The organism is Cohnella cholangitidis (assembly GCF_014107495.1).
Classification (GTDB): Bacteria; Bacillota; Bacilli; order Paenibacillales; family Paenibacillaceae; genus Cohnella; species Cohnella cholangitidis.
In genome coordinates this window covers 6,124,420-6,148,209 of sequence record NZ_CP041969.1, presented here as the reverse complement: position 1 = coordinate 6,148,209, position 23,790 = coordinate 6,124,420, and the positions used below count along the sequence as shown (strand labels likewise).

General features: G+C 52.5%; 24 protein-coding genes. 3 read left to right on the top strand and 21 right to left on the bottom strand.

The window, feature by feature from the left end:
* Window positions 1–41: 41 nt before the first annotated feature.
* The 10 genes from FPL14_RS28210 to FPL14_RS28165 form a co-directional block, all read right to left on the bottom strand.
* Complete coding sequence (locus tag FPL14_RS28210) at window positions 42–1,064, bottom strand: 23S rRNA (cytidine(2498)-2'-O)-methyltransferase RlmM (protein WP_182300840.1); 1,023 nt, start codon at window positions 1,062–1,064, stop codon at window positions 42–44.
* Window positions 1,061–1,840, bottom strand: a complete 780-nt coding sequence (locus tag FPL14_RS28205; RefSeq protein ID WP_182300839.1) for an ABC transporter ATP-binding protein — start codon at window positions 1,838–1,840, stop codon at window positions 1,061–1,063. Before FPL14_RS28205 ends, FPL14_RS28210 begins: the two co-directional genes overlap by 4 nt.
* Window positions 1,837–2,157, bottom strand: coding sequence for a thioredoxin family protein (locus tag FPL14_RS28200; protein WP_182300838.1), 321 nt, complete (start codon window positions 2,155–2,157; stop codon window positions 1,837–1,839). Before FPL14_RS28200 ends, FPL14_RS28205 begins: the two co-directional genes overlap by 4 nt.
* Window positions 2,150–2,497, bottom strand: a complete 348-nt coding sequence (locus FPL14_RS28195) for a cyclic-phosphate processing receiver domain-containing protein (RefSeq protein WP_182300837.1) — start codon at window positions 2,495–2,497, stop codon at window positions 2,150–2,152. Before FPL14_RS28195 ends, FPL14_RS28200 begins: the two co-directional genes overlap by 8 nt.
* Entirely contained in the window at window positions 2,494–3,336 is an 843-nt protein-coding gene (locus FPL14_RS28190; RefSeq protein WP_182300836.1) for a deoxyribonuclease IV, read from the bottom strand. Before FPL14_RS28190 ends, FPL14_RS28195 begins: the two co-directional genes overlap by 4 nt.
* Before the next feature lies 1 nt (window position 3,337).
* Window positions 3,338–4,156 carry a bifunctional DNA-formamidopyrimidine glycosylase/DNA-(apurinic or apyrimidinic site) lyase gene (gene mutM, locus FPL14_RS28185; protein ID WP_182300835.1) on the bottom strand — a complete coding sequence of 273 codons (819 nt, stop codon included), beginning with the start codon at window positions 4,154–4,156 and terminating at the stop codon, window positions 3,338–3,340.
* An 80-nt stretch (window positions 4,157–4,236) separates the two neighbouring features.
* Complete coding sequence (locus tag FPL14_RS28180) at window positions 4,237–5,061, bottom strand: HAD-IIA family hydrolase (protein WP_182300834.1); 825 nt, start codon at window positions 5,059–5,061, stop codon at window positions 4,237–4,239.
* An 8-nt stretch (window positions 5,062–5,069) separates the two neighbouring features.
* The gene (locus FPL14_RS28175; protein ID WP_182300833.1) at window positions 5,070–6,368 is read right to left on the bottom strand and encodes a ribonuclease H-like domain-containing protein; all 1,299 of its coding nucleotides are present in this window, start codon (window positions 6,366–6,368) and stop codon (window positions 5,070–5,072) included.
* On the bottom strand, window positions 6,365–8,650 hold the full coding sequence (locus tag FPL14_RS28170; protein WP_182300832.1) for a DEAD/DEAH box helicase: 2,286 nt from the start codon (window positions 8,648–8,650) through the stop codon (window positions 6,365–6,367). Before FPL14_RS28170 ends, FPL14_RS28175 begins: the two co-directional genes overlap by 4 nt.
* Window positions 8,651–8,951: 301 nt before the next feature.
* A complete protein-coding gene (locus tag FPL14_RS28165; RefSeq protein ID WP_182300831.1) occupies window positions 8,952–9,923 on the bottom strand; it encodes a metal-dependent hydrolase in 972 nt (323 codons plus the stop codon).
* A gap of 174 nt (window positions 9,924–10,097) precedes the next feature.
* Between FPL14_RS28165 and tlp the strand changes: the two genes are divergently transcribed.
* Window positions 10,098–10,319: a small acid-soluble spore protein Tlp gene (gene tlp, locus FPL14_RS28160; protein ID WP_182300830.1), complete on the top strand. Its 222-nt coding sequence runs from the start codon at window positions 10,098–10,100 to the stop codon at window positions 10,317–10,319.
* 95 nt (window positions 10,320–10,414) lie between these two features.
* On the opposite strand, the gene metH is transcribed toward tlp, so the two are convergent.
* On the bottom strand, window positions 10,415–13,870 hold the full coding sequence (metH, locus tag FPL14_RS28155; protein ID WP_182300829.1) for a methionine synthase: 3,456 nt from the start codon (window positions 13,868–13,870) through the stop codon (window positions 10,415–10,417).
* 144 nt (window positions 13,871–14,014) lie between these two features.
* Here metH and FPL14_RS28150 point away from each other — a divergent pair, with 144 nt between their 5' ends.
* Entirely contained in the window at window positions 14,015–14,554 is a 540-nt protein-coding gene (locus FPL14_RS28150) for a cupin domain-containing protein (protein WP_182300828.1), read from the top strand.
* Window positions 14,555–14,614: 60 nt separating this feature from the next.
* Here FPL14_RS28150 and FPL14_RS28145 read toward each other — a convergent pair whose 3' ends face one another.
* From FPL14_RS28145 to yneA, 5 genes are all read right to left on the bottom strand, one after another.
* The gene (locus FPL14_RS28145; protein WP_182300827.1) at window positions 14,615–14,803 is read right to left on the bottom strand and encodes a YgaP family membrane protein; all 189 of its coding nucleotides are present in this window, start codon (window positions 14,801–14,803) and stop codon (window positions 14,615–14,617) included.
* A gap of 128 nt (window positions 14,804–14,931) precedes the next feature.
* Window positions 14,932–15,726, bottom strand: a complete 795-nt coding sequence (locus FPL14_RS28140) for an HAD family hydrolase (RefSeq protein WP_182300826.1) — start codon at window positions 15,724–15,726, stop codon at window positions 14,932–14,934.
* A gap of 12 nt (window positions 15,727–15,738) precedes the next feature.
* Window positions 15,739–16,257, bottom strand: a complete 519-nt coding sequence (locus FPL14_RS28135) for a hypothetical protein (protein WP_182300825.1) — start codon at window positions 16,255–16,257, stop codon at window positions 15,739–15,741.
* A 14-nt stretch (window positions 16,258–16,271) separates the two neighbouring features.
* A complete protein-coding gene (locus tag FPL14_RS28130) occupies window positions 16,272–16,469 on the bottom strand; it encodes a DUF896 domain-containing protein (protein ID WP_182300824.1) in 198 nt (65 codons plus the stop codon).
* A 124-nt stretch (window positions 16,470–16,593) separates the two neighbouring features.
* A complete protein-coding gene (yneA, locus tag FPL14_RS28125) occupies window positions 16,594–16,995 on the bottom strand; it encodes a cell division suppressor protein YneA (protein ID WP_182300823.1) in 402 nt (133 codons plus the stop codon).
* A 160-nt stretch (window positions 16,996–17,155) separates the two neighbouring features.
* Here yneA and lexA point away from each other — a divergent pair, with 160 nt between their 5' ends.
* Window positions 17,156–17,779: a transcriptional repressor LexA gene (gene lexA, locus FPL14_RS28120; RefSeq protein ID WP_182300822.1), complete on the top strand. Its 624-nt coding sequence runs from the start codon at window positions 17,156–17,158 to the stop codon at window positions 17,777–17,779.
* A gap of 514 nt (window positions 17,780–18,293) precedes the next feature.
* On the opposite strand, the gene glnA is transcribed toward lexA, so the two are convergent.
* The 5 genes from glnA to FPL14_RS28095 form a co-directional block, all read right to left on the bottom strand.
* Window positions 18,294–19,622 (bottom strand): type I glutamate--ammonia ligase, encoded by a 1,329-nt coding sequence (gene glnA / locus FPL14_RS28115; RefSeq protein ID WP_182300821.1) that lies wholly within the window; start codon window positions 19,620–19,622, stop codon window positions 18,294–18,296.
* On the bottom strand, window positions 19,619–20,065 hold the full coding sequence (locus tag FPL14_RS28110; RefSeq protein ID WP_182300820.1) for a MerR family transcriptional regulator: 447 nt from the start codon (window positions 20,063–20,065) through the stop codon (window positions 19,619–19,621). Before FPL14_RS28110 ends, glnA begins: the two co-directional genes overlap by 4 nt.
* 103 nt (window positions 20,066–20,168) lie before the next feature.
* Window positions 20,169–21,437, bottom strand: a complete 1,269-nt coding sequence (locus FPL14_RS28105; RefSeq protein ID WP_182300819.1) for a methionine gamma-lyase family protein — start codon at window positions 21,435–21,437, stop codon at window positions 20,169–20,171.
* Between the two features lie 38 nt (window positions 21,438–21,475).
* Window positions 21,476–22,765, bottom strand: coding sequence for a GTPase HflX (hflX, locus tag FPL14_RS28100; protein ID WP_182300818.1), 1,290 nt, complete (start codon window positions 22,763–22,765; stop codon window positions 21,476–21,478).
* A gap of 30 nt (window positions 22,766–22,795) precedes the next feature.
* Window positions 22,796–23,782: an AAA family ATPase gene (locus tag FPL14_RS28095; protein WP_182300817.1), complete on the bottom strand. Its 987-nt coding sequence runs from the start codon at window positions 23,780–23,782 to the stop codon at window positions 22,796–22,798.
* Window positions 23,783–23,790: the final 8 nt, after the last annotated feature.

The window sequence follows — 23,790 nt, the reverse complement described above, 5'->3', positions numbered from 1 at the left end:
AGACTTCGCCCGGATGCGGGATGCTTTCCCGATACGGTGATTTATTTTCTCTTCACCCACATTGTAACTTCTTCCCGATTGTGAAACAACTGTTTTACTTTGCGAATATCGAATTCATGGCTGTAATCCTCCATGAGATCCTGAATGCTCTGGAACGGTTTGCGATACATCAGCTTCAACGTAATGATTCCCGAAGCCCCGGCCGACAGCACGTGAGCAAGTTCCGAAACGATGCGGCAAGTGTGATACGGATCCCAGCTCATGTCGCATACGAGTAGATCGAAGCTTCCCGGCGCGAAGGATACGTCGGCGGCGTTGCGCCGCATATGGCGCAAATTCGGATGCAGTTCCAACGAGGGATCCATCTCCGCCGGATCCACCGCGGTCACCTTCAAGCCTCTATCGAGAAGCACGGACGTCCATCCTCCGGGGGCTGCGCCCAAATCCAGCGCGTTCGAGAACCGATTGAGCGGCAAATCGAACGCCCGCTCCGCTTCCAGCAGCTTGAATGCCGCCCGCGAGATCAAACCTTCGTCTTTACGGAACCGAACCGCTCCGCCCGGCCAATCCGACAGGTTGTCCTTGGGCAGCGAACAACCCATATACAGCTTCTTCTTCGTCGCGTACACCGATACGATCCAATCGGATTCGCGCGCTACGGCTTCCCCGCCGAGCTCGCGTACGACGGAAGCGATAATATCCCTGCCTTCGGCGGATGTATAAGGGAATGGGCTATCCTGCTCCTTGCGGACCTGAATCGCGACCTTCTTGCCTAGGACGCGTTCCCCCAACGTCGCGGCGTAGGCTTTCAACTTAAGCGCGGTATCGTCCGAGCTCTCCGAAACATCTTGCTCAACCTCAATCGGGAACATATGCCTAAGGAAAATCGGCTCTTTGCGGCGAAGATCGGTCAGCAATTGTGTCGTGTCGTGTTCCCCGCTCGTAAAGGAGAACGTTTCTCCAGGGGCTAACCCCGATACTTTAGTGCCCTTGATTCTTCTACGCAGCTCTTCCATTGCATAAGGGGAAAATCCGGGATTCGCCGTTCCGACGAATGTGATCATTGTCCTGCCACCTTCCCGACTTCGATCCACGGCCGGTCGCCCTTCCAATTAATCTCGATCGGCAAATCGTAAGCTTCGCGCAGCTTCTCCGGCGTAAGCACATCGCGTTTAAGACCGGTCCCGACAAGCTGACCCTGCGCCATCAACGCAACATGAGTGAACAACGGAATGATCTCTTCGATATGATGGGTTACGTATAGCATGGACAACTTATTCGTCGATAACTCGGATAAGGCATTAAGAAACTTCTCGCGTTCGTACAAATCCAATCCCGCGCAAGGCTCGTCCAAGATAAGCAATTGAGGAGAAGCCATCATCGTACGCGCTAGCAGCGCTTTCTTCCGCTCTCCTTGCGATAAGGTACCGAACGGTTGCTCGGCCAGCGAACGCAAGCCGACTCTGTCCAACTCCGCGTATGCCCGCTCCCGAACTTCGTCCGCTACTTCTTCGTAAAACCGCAAATAAGCGAACGCGCCGCTCGCCACGATTTCCCACAACGGATCCCTCAGCGTCATTTTCTCGATCAAGGAAGGGCTTATGTATCCGATTTGCTTGCGAACTTCCCTCACGTCTACTTGGCCATAACGATGGCCTAGCACATCGATCTTGCCGGAGGTCGGAAACAAATAACCCGTAATCATCTCCAGAATCGTCGACTTTCCGCAGCCGTTGCGTCCTAAGAGCGTCCAGTGCTCTCCGGGATTGACCGTAAGATCGACTCCGCGAAGAATTTCCCGTTCACCTCTGCGAAATGTTAAACCTTGTAAATGAATCATGATCTATCCCTCTCGTTCCTTAACTGTTCCACAAGCTCCGTGACGGAGGGGAACCGATATTGTTTGATCCAAGTTCCGTTATCGCGTTTAATCAGCAGACACGGCACGCTCTCGATTTGGAACGTTTGCGCCAAATCCGGCATGACGTTAATGTTCGCCGACATCACTTGCACCTCGGGAACGATTTCTACCGCTACGGCAAGTATGCGCTTGGCCGCAAGGCAAGTCCCGCACAACGGCGTATGGACGAAAAGCGCGAACGGCGTCGGCGTGAACGTCCACTCGCGTTTCCAATCGCCGGCATCCCATTCACGCATCGCCGTTATCTCCCGACGCGACCGCATCAAGAAGGGTTGATGGAACCGGCCCGTCATGAATAATAACGCCTGGCGGGTTCGCCGCTCTAAGCTCGGCAACCATCTGAGCTCTGCCCATGGGGCTCGAGGAATGGACGAAAATTTCCTTCGGGTATTTCCCGCTTACGATAATGCCGCGAACGACCTCAAGACCGTTAGGTTGGCCGTAACCAAGCTCGAAATCAAGCGATAAGAAACGGACGTCGCTGACGGACAGAAGCAATAAGCATTCTTCCGCCGAACGGGCCGCGATGAACCCCCGCGGGCAAGGTCTTACGTCATCTAAATATACGTTAATCATTTGAACGCCTCCCCCGACAATTGCTTCACGAGCGTAAGCTGATCCCGATGCGTCCCGTCCATGCTTGCGGGCGTCTCCAAGACGAAAGGAACATCGAATAGCTCCGGCGTTGCGAACACGTCCAGGAACCCCTCCCGGCCGATCCAGCCTTCCGCGATTGCGGCGTGGCGATCTTTGCGCGAACCGGAAGGATAACGGGAATCATTCAAATGCACTGCCCGAACATGATCCCAGAAGCCGATCCGCCTCGCTCGTTCCGCGAACGACGACCATTCTCCATGCTTCCATTCCCCGCTGGCGAACAAATGGCACGTGTCTAGGCAAAAGCCGACTTTGTCCGGCTGCTGGACTAGAGAACGAATTTGCACCAATTCCTCCGGCGCCGTCCCCATCGGTCCGTGATCTCCAGCTTGATTTTCCAACAGGATGAGCGCCTCGCCGTGCCAATGCTCGGTTACGCTATTGATCCATTGTATGATATTTCGATAGCCTTGTAACGGATCTTTCCCTTTGCCATGCCCGAAATGAACGATCACTCCGATCGAACCGCAAGCCTCGGCAATGTCTAGATCGTTAAGCGTGCATAGCGTCATTCTCCGCGCCGCTTCGCCCTCCGAAGCCGGGTTGACGGGATATGGCCCGTGAGCGATCGAGGAAATCCCGTGCAGCCTGCACCATTCGGCGCATTTCGCGGCATCGGTTCTGTTGAATGCCTTAAGCTCTAGCGTGCGAGGATTTTTCGGGAAATACTGAAACGCGCTTCCTCCGATGGAAACCGCGTATTCGGCCGCTTTTCTATACCCCTGTCTCGTGCTTACGTGGCTTCCGGCTCTAATCATTTTAGGACCGTGGTTGACATACGGGACAGTAAAACATTTTGCGGCCGGTTAACGTTTCCAGCTTAATCTCCGTACCGCAATCATAGCAAGGCTCCTCTTGACGGTCGTATACCCGGCATTTCGCATTGTAGCCGCCGGTCACCGTATCGCTTGTCGTGAGCGGATGTTCCATGTAACCTCCAGCTTCTTTAGCCTCCGTAAGTACTTTGCGCATAGAGGTATAAAGATGTTCAATCTGCGCCTCATCCAACTCGTTAGACGATAGAGCAGGATGAATCTTGGCATCGAAACAAATCTCGTCGCTGTAACAGTTGCCGATCCCGGCCAAAAACCGTTGATCGGTTAACGTCGTCTTCAGCTTCCCTTTTTTCCCGGCTAATCGCTTCTTGAACGCTTCCGACGTCAAGCGCGAATCGAACGGATCGGGTCCGAGCTCCTTCAACTCTTCGATAGCCGCCTTTGCGGTAATCCGATGGAGATAACCAAGACGCAAGCCGCCGAAATACAGCGAATAGCCGTTGCCGAATGTCAAAATGACCTGAAAGTGGCTATCCTTCTTCGGCCCTTGTTCGCCAAACGCTAGCCATCCTCCGAGCATAAGATGAAGGTGCAAACGACGTCCGTCATCCAGATGGAAGAGTAAATGCTTGCCTTTGCGCTCTACGAAGAGAATGCTGCGGTCCGTTAGGCCCGCTGTGAAATTTTCGATCGATTCATTAATCGTAGCCTCACGATTGACGGTAACGCCAGTAATTTTCTGTCCGCATAGAAGCTCCGATAGTTGAGAGCGATAATGTTCCATTTCCGGTAATTCCGGCATTTTATGTTCTTCCCTTCTGCTCGTAAGCGCACCAAGAATAGGAGTCGCGAAAGTTTAACCCTTCGCTTGCAATAATTCGTTCAACAACTGTTCCAATTGGTCCGGACTTCGCACACCGCATCGGGGGACACCTCGGCCGCCGCGCAATGCTCCCGCCAATTGTCGGCCGTACACAACCCCGTCAACACCAGAATCGAAGGACAGCCGGCATTGCGAGCCGCTGCCAGATCCGTATACGGATTGTCCCCGATCACCCATGACTTGTCCGGGGCCGTACCGGATATTTTCAACGAATAATCCATAAGAATCGTCGACGGCTTGCCGATGACGATCGGCTCCACGCCCGATGCCGTTTGAAGCATCGCTCCTAGGCTTCCCGCTCCGGGAAGAAATCCTCCGTCGACCGGCAGCAGACGGTCCGGATTCGTCTGCACGTAAACGGCTCCATTCAGCAGATGTTTCACGGCAACCGTGATCTGATCGTACGTGACCTTTCGATCCAATCCTTGAACGACGATTTCAGCGCGTTTGCCTGGTTCGCGTTCATCCAGTACACGCAATCCGGCATCCGTCAGCGCGACGCGCAAACCTCTTTCCCCTATAACGTATGTATCGGCACCGGGATGTTGCATCTTAACGTAATACGCGGCGGCAATGGCCGACGTGACGATCGCTTCATCTTCCGCCGGAATTCCCATGTGCTCGAGATGTTCCGCTACCTCTTCGCGCGTGCGGGTTGAATTGTTGGTCACGAACAGACAGGGCAACCCTCTGCTCTGCATGGACGCGATTAGCCGATCCGCCCCCGCAATCCGTTCGTTGCCTCGGTATAAGGTACCATCCAGGTCGAACAAGAGCGCTTCCGGCACGGAGTATTCCTTATTCTGATTAAGAAGTGAAATCATGATGTGCGTTACTTCCTTTCGCGCGACGCTTTATCCTTCAGTCTAGCTACCCTGCGTTGCAAAGCTTCCTTCTCTTCTTGCCGCTTCGCGGCATTGCTAATGAGCCTGGTTCTGCGCAAAGATAATTCCAAAGCTCTCTCCGCATAATTTAATGCCATTAATAATTGTTTGTCGCGATGCTCGTAATAGATCGCCAGCTCCACGTGGGCATCCAGCTTAGGCAAGGATGAGTTTTCCGCCTTGTCCGCGGCTCTTCTCCACAGCGGCAGCGCTCGTTCATGCTGTCCGGCGCGCTTGTAACGCGCAGCCAATGCCAAGCTCCAACCGCCGCCTTCGGCGACGTCTTCCATCTCGCTCAGTCGGGCGAACAGCCGCTCCGCGATTTCCGTGCGATGATGTTGTTCCAGCCAACAAGCGGTACGAAACAGTTCCTCGCCTTCGAGACCTTTGCGATCTTCTATTGCTGCGTTACCGCTTAATAACAATCCGAAGTGAACGCAGAGAGAAGCCAAAGTCAAAATATCTTTCTCGTTATGGGCATAAACGCCATGGAGATGTTGACCGTTGCCGTCGGCTAAGTATTGAAAATATAAGGACGGAGCCAAAGATCCCGGAACGTCGTGCCCTCTCTGTATGCCTAGCCTGGCTTCCTCAACCATGCTTAACCGGCAGGAGGGCAGCGTGTTCCGCCATAGCGCTCTCGAAGGATGCAGAAAATCGAGATGGTCCGGCTCCTGCCCGCTCTGGCGCCAGCCGTTTAGAATAAAACGGTTGACGATCACGGGCCAATCGAACGTTCTTCCATTATAAGTGACTAGATGCGTCTTGTCCTTCATATGTCCCAATAAATAAGTAAGCATGGCTCTTTCTTCGCCGGGATGACGGATAAGGGTCTGTTCGACGACGAAGGCTCTCTCGGTATAATAACCGAATCCGATCATGAACGGAACGTTACCCGTACCTACGCCAAGCCCGGTCGTTTCGGTATCGAGGAACAAGAGGCCGCGCGGTTCGATCGAAGCGGCCGGGCTTTGTCGATTCTGACGCGAAGCGATCGGCTGTAGATGAGACGCGACGGAAATCAGATCCGCCAGATCATAGCTGCCATGCTTGTAAGGCAGCGGATACTCTACCTTTCGCAGAAGAAACTCGCCTGCCTCGTTACGGTGAAGATGAACTCCGATACTCGCGAAATCCGGCGATAGGGGAGACGCTTCTGCCTGAGCCGTCGATATGGATTCCGGCGCGACCGTAGGATCAGCCGTGCTTGCCCGCAATCGGCCAAGCTTTTCCCTCAATCCGCTCATGAGCTTTCCCTCGTCCCTTGCAGCAACGTCAGCGCCAGATCTTTACCCAATAATCCCACTTCTTCGATCGGCCCCACGCAAGCCGGGCAACCGCTTAAGCAGCCGCAACCCGTAATCAGCCTCTGGGCTTCTTCCAACAGCTCGTCATGCTTCTCGTATAGACGCTGGCTTAAGCCGATGCCTCCGGGATATCGATCGTAGAAGTAGATCGTCGGACGTTTCGTGTGCGTCGACTTCACCTGAGGCACCACGCGAATATCGAGCGGATCGCACATTAAGTGCAACGGCGCGAGATGAATCAGCACGTTCGCGAGCCCTAACAAAGCCATCTGCATGTCGTTGGCGCTGCGCTTGCCGGATTCTTCCTCCGAAAACGAAAACCAATAACCGCTCGTATGCAAGATTTCCTCCGGCAAATGGATCGGACCCGAACCGATGTTCTCATGCGTCCGTAACCGGATTTTTTTGAATATCGTCGGTTTGGCCATCACCGTGACCTCGCCGTACTGGCGCTCAAGCGGCCCGGAGGACGACTCCAGGTCGACGTGAAGCACCTTAAGTTCCACAGCCAGATTCGCGTCCGTAAAGTAATCCACGTTCACTTCTCTCACGTATGCTTTTTTCTCCGGATAATCCAGCTTCTCTACTTGGTATTGTACCCCTTCGTGCAGGTATATCGCTTCCTCGTGTATGAGCGTCGGAGCGCTGAACCGGTCTACTTCGCCGATTACGCGATGCCCTTCGGTCTGATCGATGATCACGAAGTTCTCTTGCGCCGCCGAGCGCAGCGAGATATTATGGGCCGGGAATGCTTGCTCCATCCAGTACCAGCGGTTGCCCACTCGATGAAGCACCTTCTCCTCCGCTAGAAATTCCAGCAGATCCGTCAGCTTCTCTCCGCCGAAGCTGTCTCCCTCCTCGAAAGGAAGCTCGTAAGCGGCGCATTTCAGATGGTCGAGCAAAATGAGCAAATTGTCCGGATGGATCCGGGCTTCTTCCGGCGGACGGCCTAAGAAGTAATCCGGATTCTGGATCAAATACTGGTCCAGCGGATTGCTACTGGCGACGAGGAACGTCACCGAGCTTCCTTGTCTTCTTCCCGCCCGACCCGATTGCTGCCAAGTGCTGGCGATCGTTCCCGGATATCCGTTCAACACGCACGCCTGCAGCTGCCCGATGTCGATGCCGAGCTCCAGAGCGTTCGTGCTGACGACTCCGCGTATTTCTCCGTTCCGCAAGCCTCGTTCGATTTCCCTGCGCAGCTTGGGCAAATAACCTCCGCGATAACCTCTAATAGACTTCTTGCCAAGCTCGTGTTTGATGTTTTCCTGCAAATAGGTAAGAAGAATCTCCACTCTTACCCGGCTGCGGGCGAACACGATCGTCTGAATGCCGCTTTTGAGCAGCATCGCCGCAAGCTTCTGCGATTCCAGTACGCTGCTCCGCCGAATGCCGAGCTGCTTGTTGACGACCGGAGGGTTGTAGAACACCATGTGCTTCTCTCCGGTCGGAGCGCCATTATCGTCAACGAGCGCTACCCGTTCGCCGATTAAACGTTCAGCGTGCTCCTGAGGGTTGCGAATCGTCGCAGAAGCGCATAGAAACTGCGGATTGCTGCCGTAAAACCGGCAAATCCGCTTCAGTCTTCTAATGACGTTAGCGACATGGCTTCCGAATACGCCTCGGTAGGCATGCAACTCATCTATAATAATGTACTTAATATTTTCGAAAAGCTTAACCCATTTCGTATGGTGCGGCAATATGGCCGAATGGAGCATGTCCGGGTTCGTGACTACGATATGGCCGGCGTTGCGGATCGCCTGCCGCACGGTAGGCGGAGTGTCTCCGTCATAAGTATGCGTCTTGATATCGGCTTCCATGAGGTTGGCGAGCTCCTGAAGCTCGGCTACTTGATCCTGGGCCAACGCTTTCGTCGGGAACAAGTACAGCGCTCTAGCGCTGTCATCCTCCAGAAGCTTCTGGATAACCGGAAGATTATAACATAACGTCTTTCCGGAAGCAGTCGGCGTAACGGTTACGATGTGATGCCCGTCGGCGACGGCTCGAAAAGAAGCCGCTTGATGCGTATATAATTGCGTAATGCCCTTCTGCTGGAGCGCATGGGCAAGTTTAGGATGCACGTGCTCCGGCAACCGAACCGTCCGCGGCGGCTTGGCGGGCTGGGTATGCCAGTACGTTACGTTCTCCATCAGCTCCGGCCGGCTTCGCAGCAGCCCGAGCCACTCCTCCACCGACTCCGTTTTTTCCGTCCACGGATTCATGGCAATTCTCCCTAATCTCATAATACATCCATTGTACAGAATACATGTTCGCACATCAACGGGAGTCTATAACCGATTTTCGACAAATGCGTTCGTTAAACGGATGAATTGTCTTCCCGTTTCGCAACAATAGAGCCAAATGCGACAATTCGTGTCGGCTCCTGCGCTTTCCCGGGAAAGTATTTCCCGCTGAAGAAGATCGAGCCGACCGGCCTCATAATGGCATGCCCCATAAAAAATGCCCTTCCGAAGCACGCAATCAAGCGAGCTATCCGAAGGGCATTACTTGCAAACTATTAGATTAAACGTATGGAGCTTCCCACGCTTTCTTATACCATCCGATCTTTTCGGCCACTACGTTCATTTGACCGTCCAATCTGACTTCGGCCCGATACGGCCAATCTTTTTCCCGCCAAAAGCGAAGATCGGTCCACGTAACCAAATAACTTCCATCGGACTCGACCGACCAGCTGACGTATTCGCGTTTCGCGAATTCCTGCAACGTCCTGACCGCGGAGACATGGCGCGTAGCCTCCACGCATTCGTGATGCGAACTAAAGGGCAAATGCTTGCAAGGAAGCCACCTCTTGCCGTCGATCGTTCCCATCTCGTAGCCCTCGTCCGTTTGGACGACGTATTGCCAACGAAACCACCATAATCCCGGGAGAACGTGTACCGCCTTCCAGCGACGATACCTTCTTCTGACTCTTCGAACGACGACTTCGTGATGGACGATTCTCCATGCGACATACGCTATAGTAAGTCCCCATGAAATTGCGCAAGCCCACTTCGCGAGCGGCCCCGCCCCTGAAACCGCAAATATGACCGCTGATGCCGTATGCGCGATAACCAGCAAAGGATCCGTTAAACAAACGGCGTCCAGATGAAGCCATGCTTTGCGGAAAGGAAGCAACATCTGTACGCCGTAGGCGTTCGTCCAATCGAATAACACGTGAAGGGACACGGCGGCAAAAGCAAAACCCATCAGCATGAAAATATGCTCGCCTCCCCCCCACCCCCATGACGCTAATGCACCGATTGCGGCGGCCCATGCGAACCATGCGGGTATCGAATGACTAAGTCCGCGGTGGTGCCTCAGATAAACATCCTGGCCCTTCCAGCGAAGGATAGAATCCAGATCGGGCGCGTGCGAACCCATAAGCGTAACGGAAAGAACGGCAGCCGCCAACCACGGCTCGGAAGCCACTTCCGGGCTAAATGACGCAAGGCCGGCCAACGTGACCCCGAATAACAAATGCGAGCCTGTATCCACTAGTCATTCCCCTTTCGTTAACGTTACTTCCAACATAACAGAGTACTGTTAACGACAGATTATCCTATTTCGAGGTTTTGCTAATTGTGCCATTATCACGAATAGCAGCGCGTCGTTTGAACCATACTACTCGTCGGGCAAGCGAACTCAAATGAATCAAGGAGTGACTAACAGATGGCCAAACCGGACGACCGCTCAGACAATGTAGCGAAGCTGCAAGAAGCCGTTCAAAACACGATCGAGAATCTTGAGGAATCCGAGCATTATCTCGATGAGCATTCCGAAGAATTGAATCCGCAGGAAGCCGATGTTCTTACCGCCAAAAACGAAGGACGACGTAATGCGATTCAAAGCATGCGCAGCGAGATCGAAGACGAGAAAAACGCGAATTCGTAACGATGAATTAGAATAGTACTAATCGGAAAAAATCCCCGGAGAACGCACTCGTTAAGAGGCGAACTACCGGGGATTTTACGTTTCCATTCATTATTTTACGTCTTCTCGACGTTGAAATACTGCGCTTCCGGGTGAGCGAATACCATAGCGGACACGGATGCTTCCGGCTCCATCATGAACCCTTCGGTCAGATGGACGCCGATATCCTCCGGTCGCATAAGCTCGAATAGCGGAGCTTGATCTTCCAAATCCGGGCACGCCGGGTAGCCGAACGACACCCGGATGCCTTGATAACGGGCTCCGAACCGCTTCTTCATCGTCATATCCGCAGGGTCCGGGAATCCCCAGCTATCCCGCATGATATGATGAACGCGCTCCGCCATACCTTCCGCGACTTCCAACGCCGTCGCCAGCAAAGCATGGGAGCGTAAATAATCCCCGCTTTCCTTCCACTTCTCCCCTTGCTCGCGCGCGCCTTGGCCAGCGGTGACAACAAGGAATCCGACGCTGTCCATAATTCCGCTCTCGACGGATTTCAAGAAATCCGCTAGGCACAGGAACGGCTCTACTTGTTGGCGAGGGAACGTAAACCGCTTCAGCACCCGGGACAGGTCCTCGGGATCGTAGATGATGATATCGTTGCCTTCGGATTGGGCCGGGAAGAAACGATACATCGCTTGCGGATTCAACCAACCCTGCGCCTGCGATTGTTTCATGATATCGTCGACCGTCTCTTTCAGGTTCACCGTTCTTTCGTCCCCGGCGGCGAGCAACTCGTCTACGTTGCCTTTCAACCCAAGGTGATGACCGAGCAGCATCTGCATGTTCACATAAGGAAGCACGTGAGACATCGGATAATCCCTCAATACGTGCCGGTCGTAATCCGGCGGCGTAAATACCGGCGCATCGGGCGAAATGTTGGAACGGCGTGCTCTCGTCAGCTCCGGAAGCACCTTCGCAGGTTGTTCCGCCTCTTCCGCCAGCTTCGCTTGCGCTGCCCAGTGCTCTTCGATGATACGCGCCCGATGGCCGGGATCGCTCAACTTGTTCGCGAGATCGAGGCCGTCCATCGCGTCCTTCGCATAGAGCACAACGCCGTCGTATTCGGGGGCGATCCGGTTTTTCGTGAATTTGCGCGTTAGCGCCGCGCCTCCGACAAGAATCGGAGCGTCTATTCCGGCGTTGCGCAAATCCTGTGCCGTGATGACCATCTGCTGCGCAGACTTAACTAGCAACCCGGATAATCCGATCGCGTCCGGATTTTCCTTGCGAGCCGCTTCGATGATTTGATCCGGCGGCACTTTAATGCCCAAATTAATGATTTGATAGCCATTGTTGGACAGAATGATCTCGACGAGGTTTTTGCCGATATCATGGACGTCGCCTTTGACCGTCGCGAGCATGATTTTCCCTTTGACCGCCGACTCCTTCTTCTCCATGTGCGGCTCTAGCTGAGCTACCGACGCTTTCATGACCTCGGCGCTCTGCAGCACTTCCGCTACGATTAGCTCGTTATTGTTAAACAGACGTCCGACTTCCGACATCCCGGCCATAAGAGGACCGTTGATAATATCGAGCGGCGCGTATTTGCCTAACGCTTCGTCAAGGTCCGGAGCCAGCCCTTCCTTGCTTCCTTCGACCACGTAATTGGCAAGGCGTTCTTCGAGCGTAAGGTTCTCGACCTTAACCTTCTTCTCCACCTTCTTGTCGCGGAACGCGGCAACGAATGCGGCTAGAGTGTCGTCATTCGTATTGTAAAGCAGATCTTCGGATAGTTTCCGCTCGTGTTCGGGAATCGATGCGTACCTTTCCAGCTTCTCGGTGTTGACGATGGCATAATCCAATCCGGCTTTCGTACATTCGTACAGGAATACCGAATTCAACACTTCGCGCCCGGCTTCAGGCAAACCGAATGAAATGTTGCTTATACCAAGAATCGTCTGGCAAGCAGGCAAAGCTTCTTTGATCAAACGAATACCTTCGATCGTTTCCTTGGCCGAACCTATATATTGCTCGTCTCCCGTTCCGACCGGGAATACGAGCGGATCGAAGATCAAATCTTCCGCCTTAAGTCCGTATTTATTCACGAGCAAGTCGTGGGAACGAATCGCGACATCGCGTTTGTCCTCGCGAGATATCGCTTGTCCCCTCTCGTCGATCGTACCGACGACGACGGCAGCTCCGTAACGGTGCAGGATCGGAACGATTTTCTCGAACTTCTCCTCTCCATCCTCAAGGTTAATGGAGTTAATGATCGATTTACCCTGTATATATTTCAGTGACATGTCGATGACGGAAGCATCCGTCGTATCGACCATGAAAGGTACCTTTACTTTTTTCGTGGCGAATTCCAGAAACTGCTTCATATCGGAGGACTCTTCGCGATCCGGATCCTGAAGGCAAATATCGATGACGTGCGCCCCCGTCTTCACTTGAGCTCTTGCGATCTCCGACGCTTCTTCGTACTTGCCTTCCGCGATCAGCCGTTTGAATTTACGCGATCCCAGAACGTTCGTACGCTCACCGACCATGTACGGTCGGTTATCGTTCTCGATATACACCGTCTCGATACCGGAAACCGCGGGTGGATGCTCCCCAACGATCTGACGCGGAGACATACCCTTCATCGCTTCCGCCATGGCCGCGATATGCGCCGGCGTTGTCCCGCAGCAGCCTCCGGCAACGTTAATCCAGCCTTGCTCGGCGAATCCTTTCAATTTCTTCGCCAAAGAATCCGGGGATTCGTGATAGTTACCGTTCTCATCCGGCAAACCCGCGTTCGGATAACAGCTGACGGCGGATTTCGCGATACCTGACAACGTTCGAATGTGATCGCGCATGAATTCCGGACCGGTCGCGCAGTTTAATCCCATCGAGATCGGATTCAAGTGCTCTAGAGAGATGTAGAAGGATTCGATATTCTGTCCGGCAAGCGTCGTTCCCATCGGTTCGATCGTGCCGCTGATCATGATCGGCAGCTCCTGCCCCATCTGTTTGAACGCTTGGCGCACGCCGATGCTCGCGGCCTTAACGTTCAAAGTGTCCTGACACGTCTCGATCAGAATGCAATCGACTCCGCCTTCAATTAAAGCGACGACTTGGTCCTGGTAGTCGGCGACGAGCTGGTCGAAAGTTACGCCGCCCGTAACGGAGAGCGTCTTCGTTGTCGGCCCTAGAGCTCCGGCCGCGAAACGCGGTTTATCCGGAGTGGAATATTTGTCGCACGCCGCGCGAGCCAACCTGGCGGCAGCAAGGTTGATCTCTCTGGCTTTCTCGGGAATATCGTATTCGGAGAGGACGACGGCGGTCGAGCCGAACGTATTCGTCTCGATAATATCCGCGCCTGCTTCAAGATAAGCTTCATGTATGCCAGAGATAACGTCGGGACGCGTGAGAACAAGGAGCTCGTTGCATCCGTCAAGCTCTTCGCCGCCGAAATCTTCCGCCGTCAGATTCGCTTGTTGGATCATCGTTCCCATTGCACCGTCGAGTATAAGAATTCTGCTTTTCAGCGCCTCTTGCAGAGACGGTTTATTTTGCGTTAAAGTCATAATTAGTTCGCTTCCCCTGTCTGTCAAATCATTAAACTCTATAGTAACAGAATCCATCAGGAACGAAAAGATGTACATCGACAGTGCTTCGGATTTGGACTATAATAAATGCATAAATTCTTATTGGGAAAAGAGGAATTGAAAATGGCGCAAATTCGTATCCGTAATACTAACGAACGAATTGAGAACGAAGACCAAGTACTCGAGTTTCTTACAAAACAAAACGTTTTGTACGAGCACTGGGATGTGAGCAAACTTCCTTCGCAGCTGTATGAGAAGTTCGTCTTGTCCGACGAGGAGAAAAATACCCTTCTATCTTCTTACGACACGGAAATTCGCGATCTGGCCGAAAGACGCGGTTACAAAGTATGGGACATCGTCGCCCTGTCCGAAGCAACGCCGAACTTACCCGAGTTGCTGAAAAAATTCGAGCAAGTCCACACGCACACCGAAGACGAAGTTCGTGCCATTACGGCCGGTCGTGGAATCTTCATAATTAAAGGCGATGAGCAAACCGGATATTTCGATGTCGAACTGAGCGCAGGCGACGTCATTTCCGTACCGGAGGGCCAGCCTCACTTCTTTACCTTGATGGATAACAAGGCCATCGTCGCGGTTCGCCTATTCATCGAGCCGGCAGGTTGGATCGCCGATCCATACGAAGATCCTACGTTCGTAAAGTAATCATCTAAACGTTATAGGAGCCTCTCCCCTGACGGGAGGGCTCCTTTTTTGTTCGTTGCCTCAACGCTTACAAGTATTGATGCCCAACATTCTATACATGAGACAGAATCTCATCAATCCTGTTAACATCACCGGGATTCCCAACACTCCGATAAATTTCATATTGCCATCTACGATGAATAACAGACTGATAAGCGCCATTCCTAAGAGCATCCGCAAAACCATATCCATGCTTCCTACGTTTTTCATTCGTATCCCTCCGTTATTTTCCGTTTCCTATTTCCATAGTAACGGTCAACGGACTAGTCCTTCTGTAACTAAGTCACAATAAGTCGCAAAAAAAAGCCTCCCGCATCGAGGCGGAAGACTGTTTACGTTTATCCCAATTGTTTGAGTAGTCCGTGAAGCTCGGTCAGCGACTTGATCTCGTAAGCCGGAATGATCTCGTCGTTACGAACGGCACCGTGACGATTGATCCATACCGATGTCATTCCGACGCGATTCGCGCCAAGAATATCGGTCGTCAGCTTATCCCCTACCATGATGCCTTCTTCAGGGGAAATCCCGATTTGCTCCATCGCGTGAGCAAACAGTTTCGGCGATGGTTTGCCTTCGCCGAAGTTGCCCGAGATGACGATGGAATCGAAATAAGGAATCAGATCGGGCATCCCGTCCAGCTTCTCTTGCTGAAGGTCGGGAGAACCGTTGGTCAGAAGCAGCAGCTTGTACTTGCCTTTCAGCTCGTCCAAAACGGCGAATGTTTCCTCGTATACGTACTTCAAATTGCGCCGTTGGGCTGGGAAAAATTCAGCTAATTTCCGGCCTAGCTCGGGGTTGTCCACGCCAACCGCGGCAAGTCCTTTCGTCCAAGCGTTCACGCGATAATCCGGTGCCAGTTGCTGCAGCTTACGAAACATCGGATGTTCTCCGCGTTCGAATTTTCCCCACAGAGCTTCGAATGGATTGATCCCGATCATCTGCGTAAATCCGAAAGTTTCGTAAGTTTCGTACAGCGCTCGGGCTTCGCGACGCACGGACGCTTCAAGCTCTTCCTCATTCAGTCCGACCGCTTCCGCGGCCAATCTGCAAGTGTCCTTAAACGCCTCGCTTACGCTCCGGTCGTCCCACAATAACGTATCGTCCAAATCAAACAGAACAGCCTTGACCGACATGGTGATTTCTCCTCACTTCTTTTTAACTTCCCAATCAATCTTATGAAGCTCCGTGAACGTCTTCAGCCTTTCCTCCATGCGTTCGATCGGGAAGCGATTCATTAATCGCGAGAAAACCCAATTCGCGCCCTTAACGGATTCCACGATGACATACCCCGGTTGGATCGTAATTTTACGAATTTCAGTCGGACGCAATGTTTTATACCCGGTAAACTTACGCGTTTCAAGCGTGTCTCGGCTGACGGCCAAATAAGGACGGCGCATATAGTAGAACAACGCTAGGACGACATAACATCCGATCGTTACCCAGAACAGCGTCTGGTCTTGCATGAAGGAGTCGGACCAAGGCTGCGCGAGCGTAATATATAACACGATCAGCATGAGCAACAAAATCGGAACGACGTAATTCCGTCCTTGAAAACGATCGATCTGCGGCGCGCTGGAGCTAATGCCTTTTTTGCCTTCTTTTTTGCGGCGCTTGTTAATTTGCTTAGAATTTTTCTCAACCATTCGTTCCCATGAGCGGGACATAAACTTCCTCCTTATTAATGCTTGATCGTAGGCTCGCCCGGTTCGTCGACGATCTCGATACGATCCAGTTCCTGACGGAAATTTTGTTTGAATATTGAAATATATTGCCGACGGAGAAGATCGCGCTCGGCTAGCTCGCTCTCGTTCAAGCCTTCGGTTTTATTTTTACGGGATAACTCGTTAATTCTATTGATCAATTTGTCCATTTCCATTTCAGTCTCACTCCCCTTTCAATCCTACTCTACTTTGCCATTTTCGCAGATATGTTGTCAAGAAGAGCGCATACGCAAAAAAAAGACCGGAAGTCTCCGGTCTGGAAGTGTTGTTAAATATAGGTTATGGAATTATCCGAGCCGGTATAATCAATGACTGGCCAACACTGACCTCGGAAGTAGACAGCCCATTCCTTTGAACGATATGATGAACGGCTTGGCGCGTATCCATGGAATCCTTCTTGTAGTCTCTGGCGATTTCCCATAGCGTATCACCGCTGTCTACGGAAATTACAATCTCCTCGCTAGTAGCAGGCGTTGTTTCTTCCGAGGAAGCGAATGTATGGAAAAGCGCGAAACCGCTAAACAGAATCAGGAATGCGAACAAAAAGAAAACGCTCCTTGCAAACTTCCAATTCCGAGCCGCGGAAGTACGCTGCATGACAGCACGTCCCGACTTATAAGGAGCAGATTTACGGATGTTAGATACGTTAGCAGAGCCTACGGTTACCCAAGAATGCACCATTAAGTTCACCCCAAACATTTGTTCTGGTGTCATCGTAACACGAACGTATGTTCATGTCAACAAAATTCGGAACGTTTGTTCGGAAGAACGAATGTTTGTACGAACTCGGGTTCTGTGTTATAATTTGTCATCATGAGCTAATACATAGGGAGGGTTTGGCGTGTCCAAGATGTCCAATCGCCAGAATTCCATACTTGAATTCATCAAGAATGAAGTACGGGAGAAGGGTTATCCTCCTTCCGTCCGCGAGATCGGCGAAGCCGTAGGGCTCGCTTCCAGCTCTACTGTCCACGGTCATCTCGACCGCTTGGAGAAGAAAGGCCTTATTCGTCGCGATCCGACCAAACCTCGGGCAATCGAGATTCTCGGAGACGAAGACGACTCCATTTACAGAATCTCGTCCTCCGTCCGTCCGATCCCCCTCTTAGGAAAAGTTACGGCAGGGGTACCGATTACGGCTACGGAGAACATCGAGGAATACTATCCGCTTCCAATTAATATGGTAGGCGACCAGCCGGTCTTCATGCTTTCCGTAGCGGGCGATAGTATGATCGAAGCCGGAATCCACAACGGCGACTACGTTATTGTTCGTCAACAGCCTACTGCGTTGAACGGAGACATTGTCGTCGCGATGACCGAAGAAAACGAGGCAACCGTCAAAACCTTCTACAAAGAGAAAGACCACATTCGTCTTCAGCCCGAGAATTCCAGCATGGAGCCTATTCGTTTGCCGAATGTGAGCATTCTGGGCAAAGTAATCGGCTTAATCCGATCTTTCATGTAAGATCTATCGTTGTTTGTTTACAAAGGACTGTCTCAGTTGGTCGATTGATGACCTGTCGAGGCAGTCCTTTGTTAGTTAATGTGCGCCTATGGGGATTTTCATCTTTATCTATAGACTCTGCTAGAGGTCCGTTTCCGTTTCCTCTCTAAAACTCATCCCTCATGAATCTTGCTTAAAAATAATGTTGTCTGTCATTTCTACGCTTAACCTCAAAATTAAATGTATTAATACAGTTAAAAAGTTGATAGTTAGCCGTGTTGGCTAAAATAACTGGATTTATACAGTTATCCTGTGTGAAACCCGCAAAATTTATAGTTATTGAAAGAAATAAACGTATTTATACATTTATTTCAGTTGATTGCTCGGATTTCTTATCATTTAACTGTATTTATACAGTTATTCATTAGTTCGGGTTGCGGGGTTGCGGGGTTGCGGGGTTGCGGGGTTACGGGGTTACGGGGTTACGAAAGAAAACCCCTCAGCGCCAAAGCGCCGAAGGGTTCCGTTCCGCTTATTAATACATCGTCAAGTACTGGTCGCGTTCCCACTGGTGGACTTGCGTCCGGTACATATCCCACTCGATTTCTTTCAGCTCGTAGAAGTGGCTTAACGCATGATCGCCAAGCGCTTCGCAAATAATGTCGTCGCGCAGCAATTCGGCGAGAGCTTCCTTCAAGTTGATCGGAAGGCTCGGAATGCCTGCGTCTTGACGCTCTTCTTCGCTCATCACGTAGATGTTGCGATCGACCGGCGCCGGAATCGGCAATTTGTTGTTGATTCCGTCCAAGCCGGCTTTCAACATGACGGCGAGAGCCAAATACGGATTAGCAGCCGGATCCGGGTTACGAACTTCGATACGCGTGCTTAAGCCGCGGGACGCCGGAATCCGAATCATCGGACTGCGGTTGCTTGCGGACCAGGCTACGTAACAAGGCGCTTCGTAACCAGGCACGAGACGTTTATAAGAGTTGACTGTCGGATTCGTAATCGCCGCGATTCCGCGGGCATGGCGCAGTATGCCTGCCATGTAATGACGGGCAACGTTACTTAAGCCGAGCTTGTCGTTCGCGTCATAAAAGGCGTTCTCTTTGCCGCGGAACAACGATTGATGAGCGTGCATGCCGGAGCCGTTCATTCCGAACAGCGGCTTAGGCATGAACGTCGCGTGCAAGCCATGTTGGCGCGCGATCGTCTTAACGACGAGCTTGAACGTTTGAATTTGGTCTGCCGCTTTAATGGCGGGAGCGTATTTGAAGTCGATTTCGTGTTGGCCCGGAGCGACCTCATGGTGAGAAGCTTCGATTTCGAAGCCCATCTCTTCCAGCATCAGCACGATATCGCGGCGGCAGTTCTCGCCCAGATCCGTCGGCGCCAAGTCGAAATATCCGCCTTGATCGTTAAGCTCCATCGTAGGGTTGCCCTTCTCATCGGTCTGGAACAGGAAAAACTCCGGCTCGGGACCGACGTTCATCGTCGTGAACCCCATCTCTTCCGCTTCTTGCAAAGCGCGTTTCAGAATGCCGCGCGGATCTCCCGCGAACGGCGTTCCGTCCGGCATATAGATGTCGCAAATAAGACGGGCGACTTTATTCTCCGTAACCCACGGGAATACGACCCAAGTGCTCAGATCCGGATACAGGTACATGTCCGATTCCTCGATGCGAACATACCCTTCGATCGAAGAGCCGTCGAACATCATTTTGTTGTCGAGCGCCTTCTCCAATTGGCTGACCGGAATTTCCACGTTCTTGATCGATCCCAGCAAATCCGTAAACTGCAAACGAATGAACCGAACGTTCTGTTCTTTGGCAATCCGAGTAATGTCCTCGCGGGTATAAGTCATGACAGCCTCCTAGAATGCTTCATATTAGTCTTATTTGTTTTTGAAAAACGGGATAACTCGCCCTGAATCAGAGAAACCTGACCCGGCCGCTTGCCGGTCATGAGCTGTTGCTTGAGCATCCGGTGAAGCTGGGAATCGCTCATCTCGCGTCTCTTGACTTCGGATACCTCGTTAATAATCGTTCCTTCGTTCTCGTCCTGCCCTACCGGGTTCATGACTTGTTTGATTCCGGCGATATTTACGCCCTTCTCGATCAACGATTTAATTTCCATTAATCTCTCGACATCATTGAAAGAAAATAAACGTTGGTTGCCGTCCGTACGAGCCGGCTGAATCAATTCGTGCTGCTCATAATAGCGAATTTGGCGGGCGGTTAGGTCGGTCAGCTTCATTACGATGCCGATCGGAAACAACGCCATATTCCTGCGAATCTCGTCGCCCATGTCATACCAACCTTCCAACTTGACTTGTTGTTATTGAAATCACTTACATTGTACCCTCGACCCCAAAACATGTCAAGGCATGTAAGGTTTCTGGCGACGAAACTCACAAATATCCGCGCGTCCGAAACTCCTTAAGAGCTTGTTTTACGGCAAACTTCACATGCGCGTAAGTGAGCCCTCCCTGCATATAGGCGATATAAGGCTCGCGAACCGGAGCGTCGGCCGACAGCTCCAAGCTCCCCCCTTGAATGAACGTTCCCGCAGCCATGATGACGGGATGCTCGTAACCCGGCATATCCCACGGTTCTGGCACGACATGGGCATCGACCGCCGCCGCTTTTTGAATCGATTGAACGAAATGAACGAGTTGATCGGCGCCATCGAATCGGATCGCCTGAATAAGATCCGTGCGGGGATCGTCCCAACGGGGATGAGTCTCGAAGCCAAGCTTCGCGAAAATCGCCGATGCGAAAATGCTGCCGCGAACGGCTTGTCCCACGAGCAGCGGAGCGAGGAACAATCCCTGATAGATCGAACGCGTCGTTCCGAGCATCGCTCCGACTTCTCCACCGATTCCGGGAGCCGTCATTCGATAAGCGGCGAGCTCGACCAAACGCTGTTTGCCGGCGATATATCCGCCGCTAGCGGCCAGACCGCCGCCCGGATTCTTGATGAGCGACCCTGCGATCAAATCGACGCCGACTTCGGTAGGTTCCTTCTCTTCCGTAAACTCTCCGTAGCAATTATCTACAAATATGATCCCTTCGGGACATATCGATTTAATACGGGATACCATCTCTCCGATCTGATCCACGCTGAAAGACGGCCTCCAGTCATAACCTCTCGAACGTTGGATCGCGAACACTTTCGTTCGTTCCGTCGTCGCGGCCGCTACGCCGTCCCAATCGACGCTTCCGTCCGCTTGCAACGGCACGATTTTCGAATGGACGCCCCAATCGGCCAATGAACCTAATCCGTCTCCCGGCTTGCCGATGACTTTATGCAGCGTATCGTACGGCCGCCCCGTAACGAACAGCAGTTCGTCTCCGGGACGCAAGCAACCGAACAAGGCTGCCGATATCGTATGCGTTCCCGAAACGAGATGCGGTCTTACGATAGCCGCTTCGGCTCCGAATACGTCAGCGTACACGAGATCGAGTACCTCGCGGCCGCTGTCGTTATATCCGTATCCGGTAGACGCCGCGAAATGAAAATCGCTCACCCGGTGCTTCTGGAAAGCACGAATAACCTTTCCCTGATTGTTCTCCACGATCCGATCGATGACGCGAAACCGCGAAGCCGCCAGTTCTTCCGCCGCTTCCGCCCACTGCTCCCATTGCTGCTCAAACTCTGTTTGTATTTGGACCTGCATTATGTTCTCCCTTTCTGAATCGAAAAAACAAACGATATTTACTCGGATGCGCGATATGGCTCGAGCGCTCGTCCCGATTTCTCCATGTCCGCCGGATTAAGCCGAACGCTAAGCACCAGGAAGTCCTCGTCCGTATCCTGCTCCAAGACTTCGCCGACGCGGTATACTAATGCCGCCAAATCGCCGCGGGACGCCGGAATCCGGAACTCCGCCACTTCGCCGAGAATCCGATCCTCGATCGCTTCCCTAAGACGCGTCATATCCTGCTCGAAAAAGGCGTTTACCCGAATCGTGTCCTGCCCGCCGGTCAACATCGACAAAGCTTCCTCCGAGCTGAGATCGATTTTGTTATAAACGATCAGAGTCGGTTTGCCTCCCGCGCCAAGCTCCTGAAGCACTTCATCCACGACCTTCTGCTGACGAACGCGCATAGGAGACGAAGCATCAACGACATGAAGCAGAAGATCGGCTTCCGCCGCCTCTTCCAAAGTGGCGCGAAAAGCCGCTACGAGATCATGTGGCAAGTTCTGGATAAAACCGACCGTATCCGTTAAAATAATCTCTTTGCCGCTCGGCAATATCAAGTTGCGCGAAGTCGGATCCAAGGTGGCGAACAGCTTGTCTTCCGCCAGGACGTCGGCTTCCGTCAACTGTCTAAGCAAAGTCGATTTGCCCGCGTTCGTATAGCCGACGAGCGCGACCTGAACCGCGCCGACTTTGCGCCGGCGCTCGCGATGCAGGTTCCGATGGGCCGTTACCGCTTCTAATTGGCGTTTCAGCTCGGTAATCCGGTTGCGGATGTGCCTGCGGTCGGTCTCCAGCTTCGTTTCGCCCGGTCCCCTCGTACCGATCCCTCCGCCTAGCCGGGATAGATTTTTGCCATGACCGGACAATCTCGGAAGCAAATAAGACAGCTGGGCAAGCTCCACCTGAAGAATGCCCTCCCGCGTCTTGGCGCGTCCCGCGAATATATCCAAAATGAGCTGGGTGCGGTCGATAATCTTCATGTCCAGTATTTCTTCCAGGTTGCGCACCTGCGCGCCGGACAACTCTTGATCGAAGATCGCGGTCGTCGCGCCGGTCTGCTCCGCCAACTCGCGGATTTCCTGGGCTTTGCCTTTGCCGACGAAATATCTTTTGTCCGGTACGTCCAGGTTTTGCATAATGGAATCGATAACCGCAACGCCGGCCGTATCAGCCAGCGATGCGAGTTCTTCTATGGAATGCTGCGGGTCGGCGCCCGATCTTCTGACATCGTCGGTGACCAGACTGACAAGCAACGCTTTTTCCTGTTCCCCGGCTCCCGTTTCGTATGTACTTTGTCTCATTCATAACCCTCTTTCTCATTGCGGTTAGCGCTATGTCAAATTACGAATATCCTCTGGGCGAATCGCCATCAGCTCAGACCGCCCGGGAGATTGAACCGGGTATTGGGACAAGAGCCGAACCGCTTGATTGCGAATGGCCCGCTCCAAAACGTTGCGGACGTATCTGGCATTGCTGAAATCGTATTCCGAATCCGCCTTCTCCTGAACGAGCAACTGGCGCAGCTTGAACAGGGATTGGGGCATCAACGTGTAATCTCTTTCTTTCGTCATGCCTTCGGCGATCTGCACAAGCTGATCGACCGAGTAATCGGGAAACTCCATCTGGATCGGAAATCGGGAAGGAAGTCCCGGATTCGTCATTAAGAACGTCTCAATCTCCAGCGTATAACCCGCAAGGATGAGCACGAACTGATTTTTATAATCTTCCATCGCTTTCACTAACGTATCGATCGCTTCCTTGCCGAAGTCCTTCTCGCCGCCTCGGGCCAGACTATAGGCTTCGTCTACGAACAATACGCCGCCCAGCGATTTTTTAACCAATTCCCTTGTCTTCTGAGCCGTATGCCCGATGTATTCCCCGACGAGATCCGCTCTTTCCACTTCTACGAGATGTCCTTTCGCAAGCAGCCCCATACTCTGAAACAGCTTAGCGAGCAGCCTCGCTACGGTCGTTTTGCCCGTACCGGGATTTCCTTTGAAAATCATATGGTAGACGTGAGCGTGGGCTTGCAAACTGGCATCCTGACGATACTGCATAATCTGCAGCAAAGCGTATATTTCGTACACAAGCTCCTTAATGTTGTCTAACCCGACCATCCGGTCGAGCTCCTTCCGCCATTCCGCCCATGGACCGGATTGAGGCAACGTTTTCGAGCTTCCCGAAACATCCGCCGCATTCGCGGTTCCGGGCGCCGAATCGTGTTCCGAATTACGCAAAATCACGTTGATCTGGCGGGAGGGCCTTTTCTGCGCGGCCGAAGCTTCCCTTGCGTCCGACGTGCTCGCTTTAGCGTTCATCAAGCTTC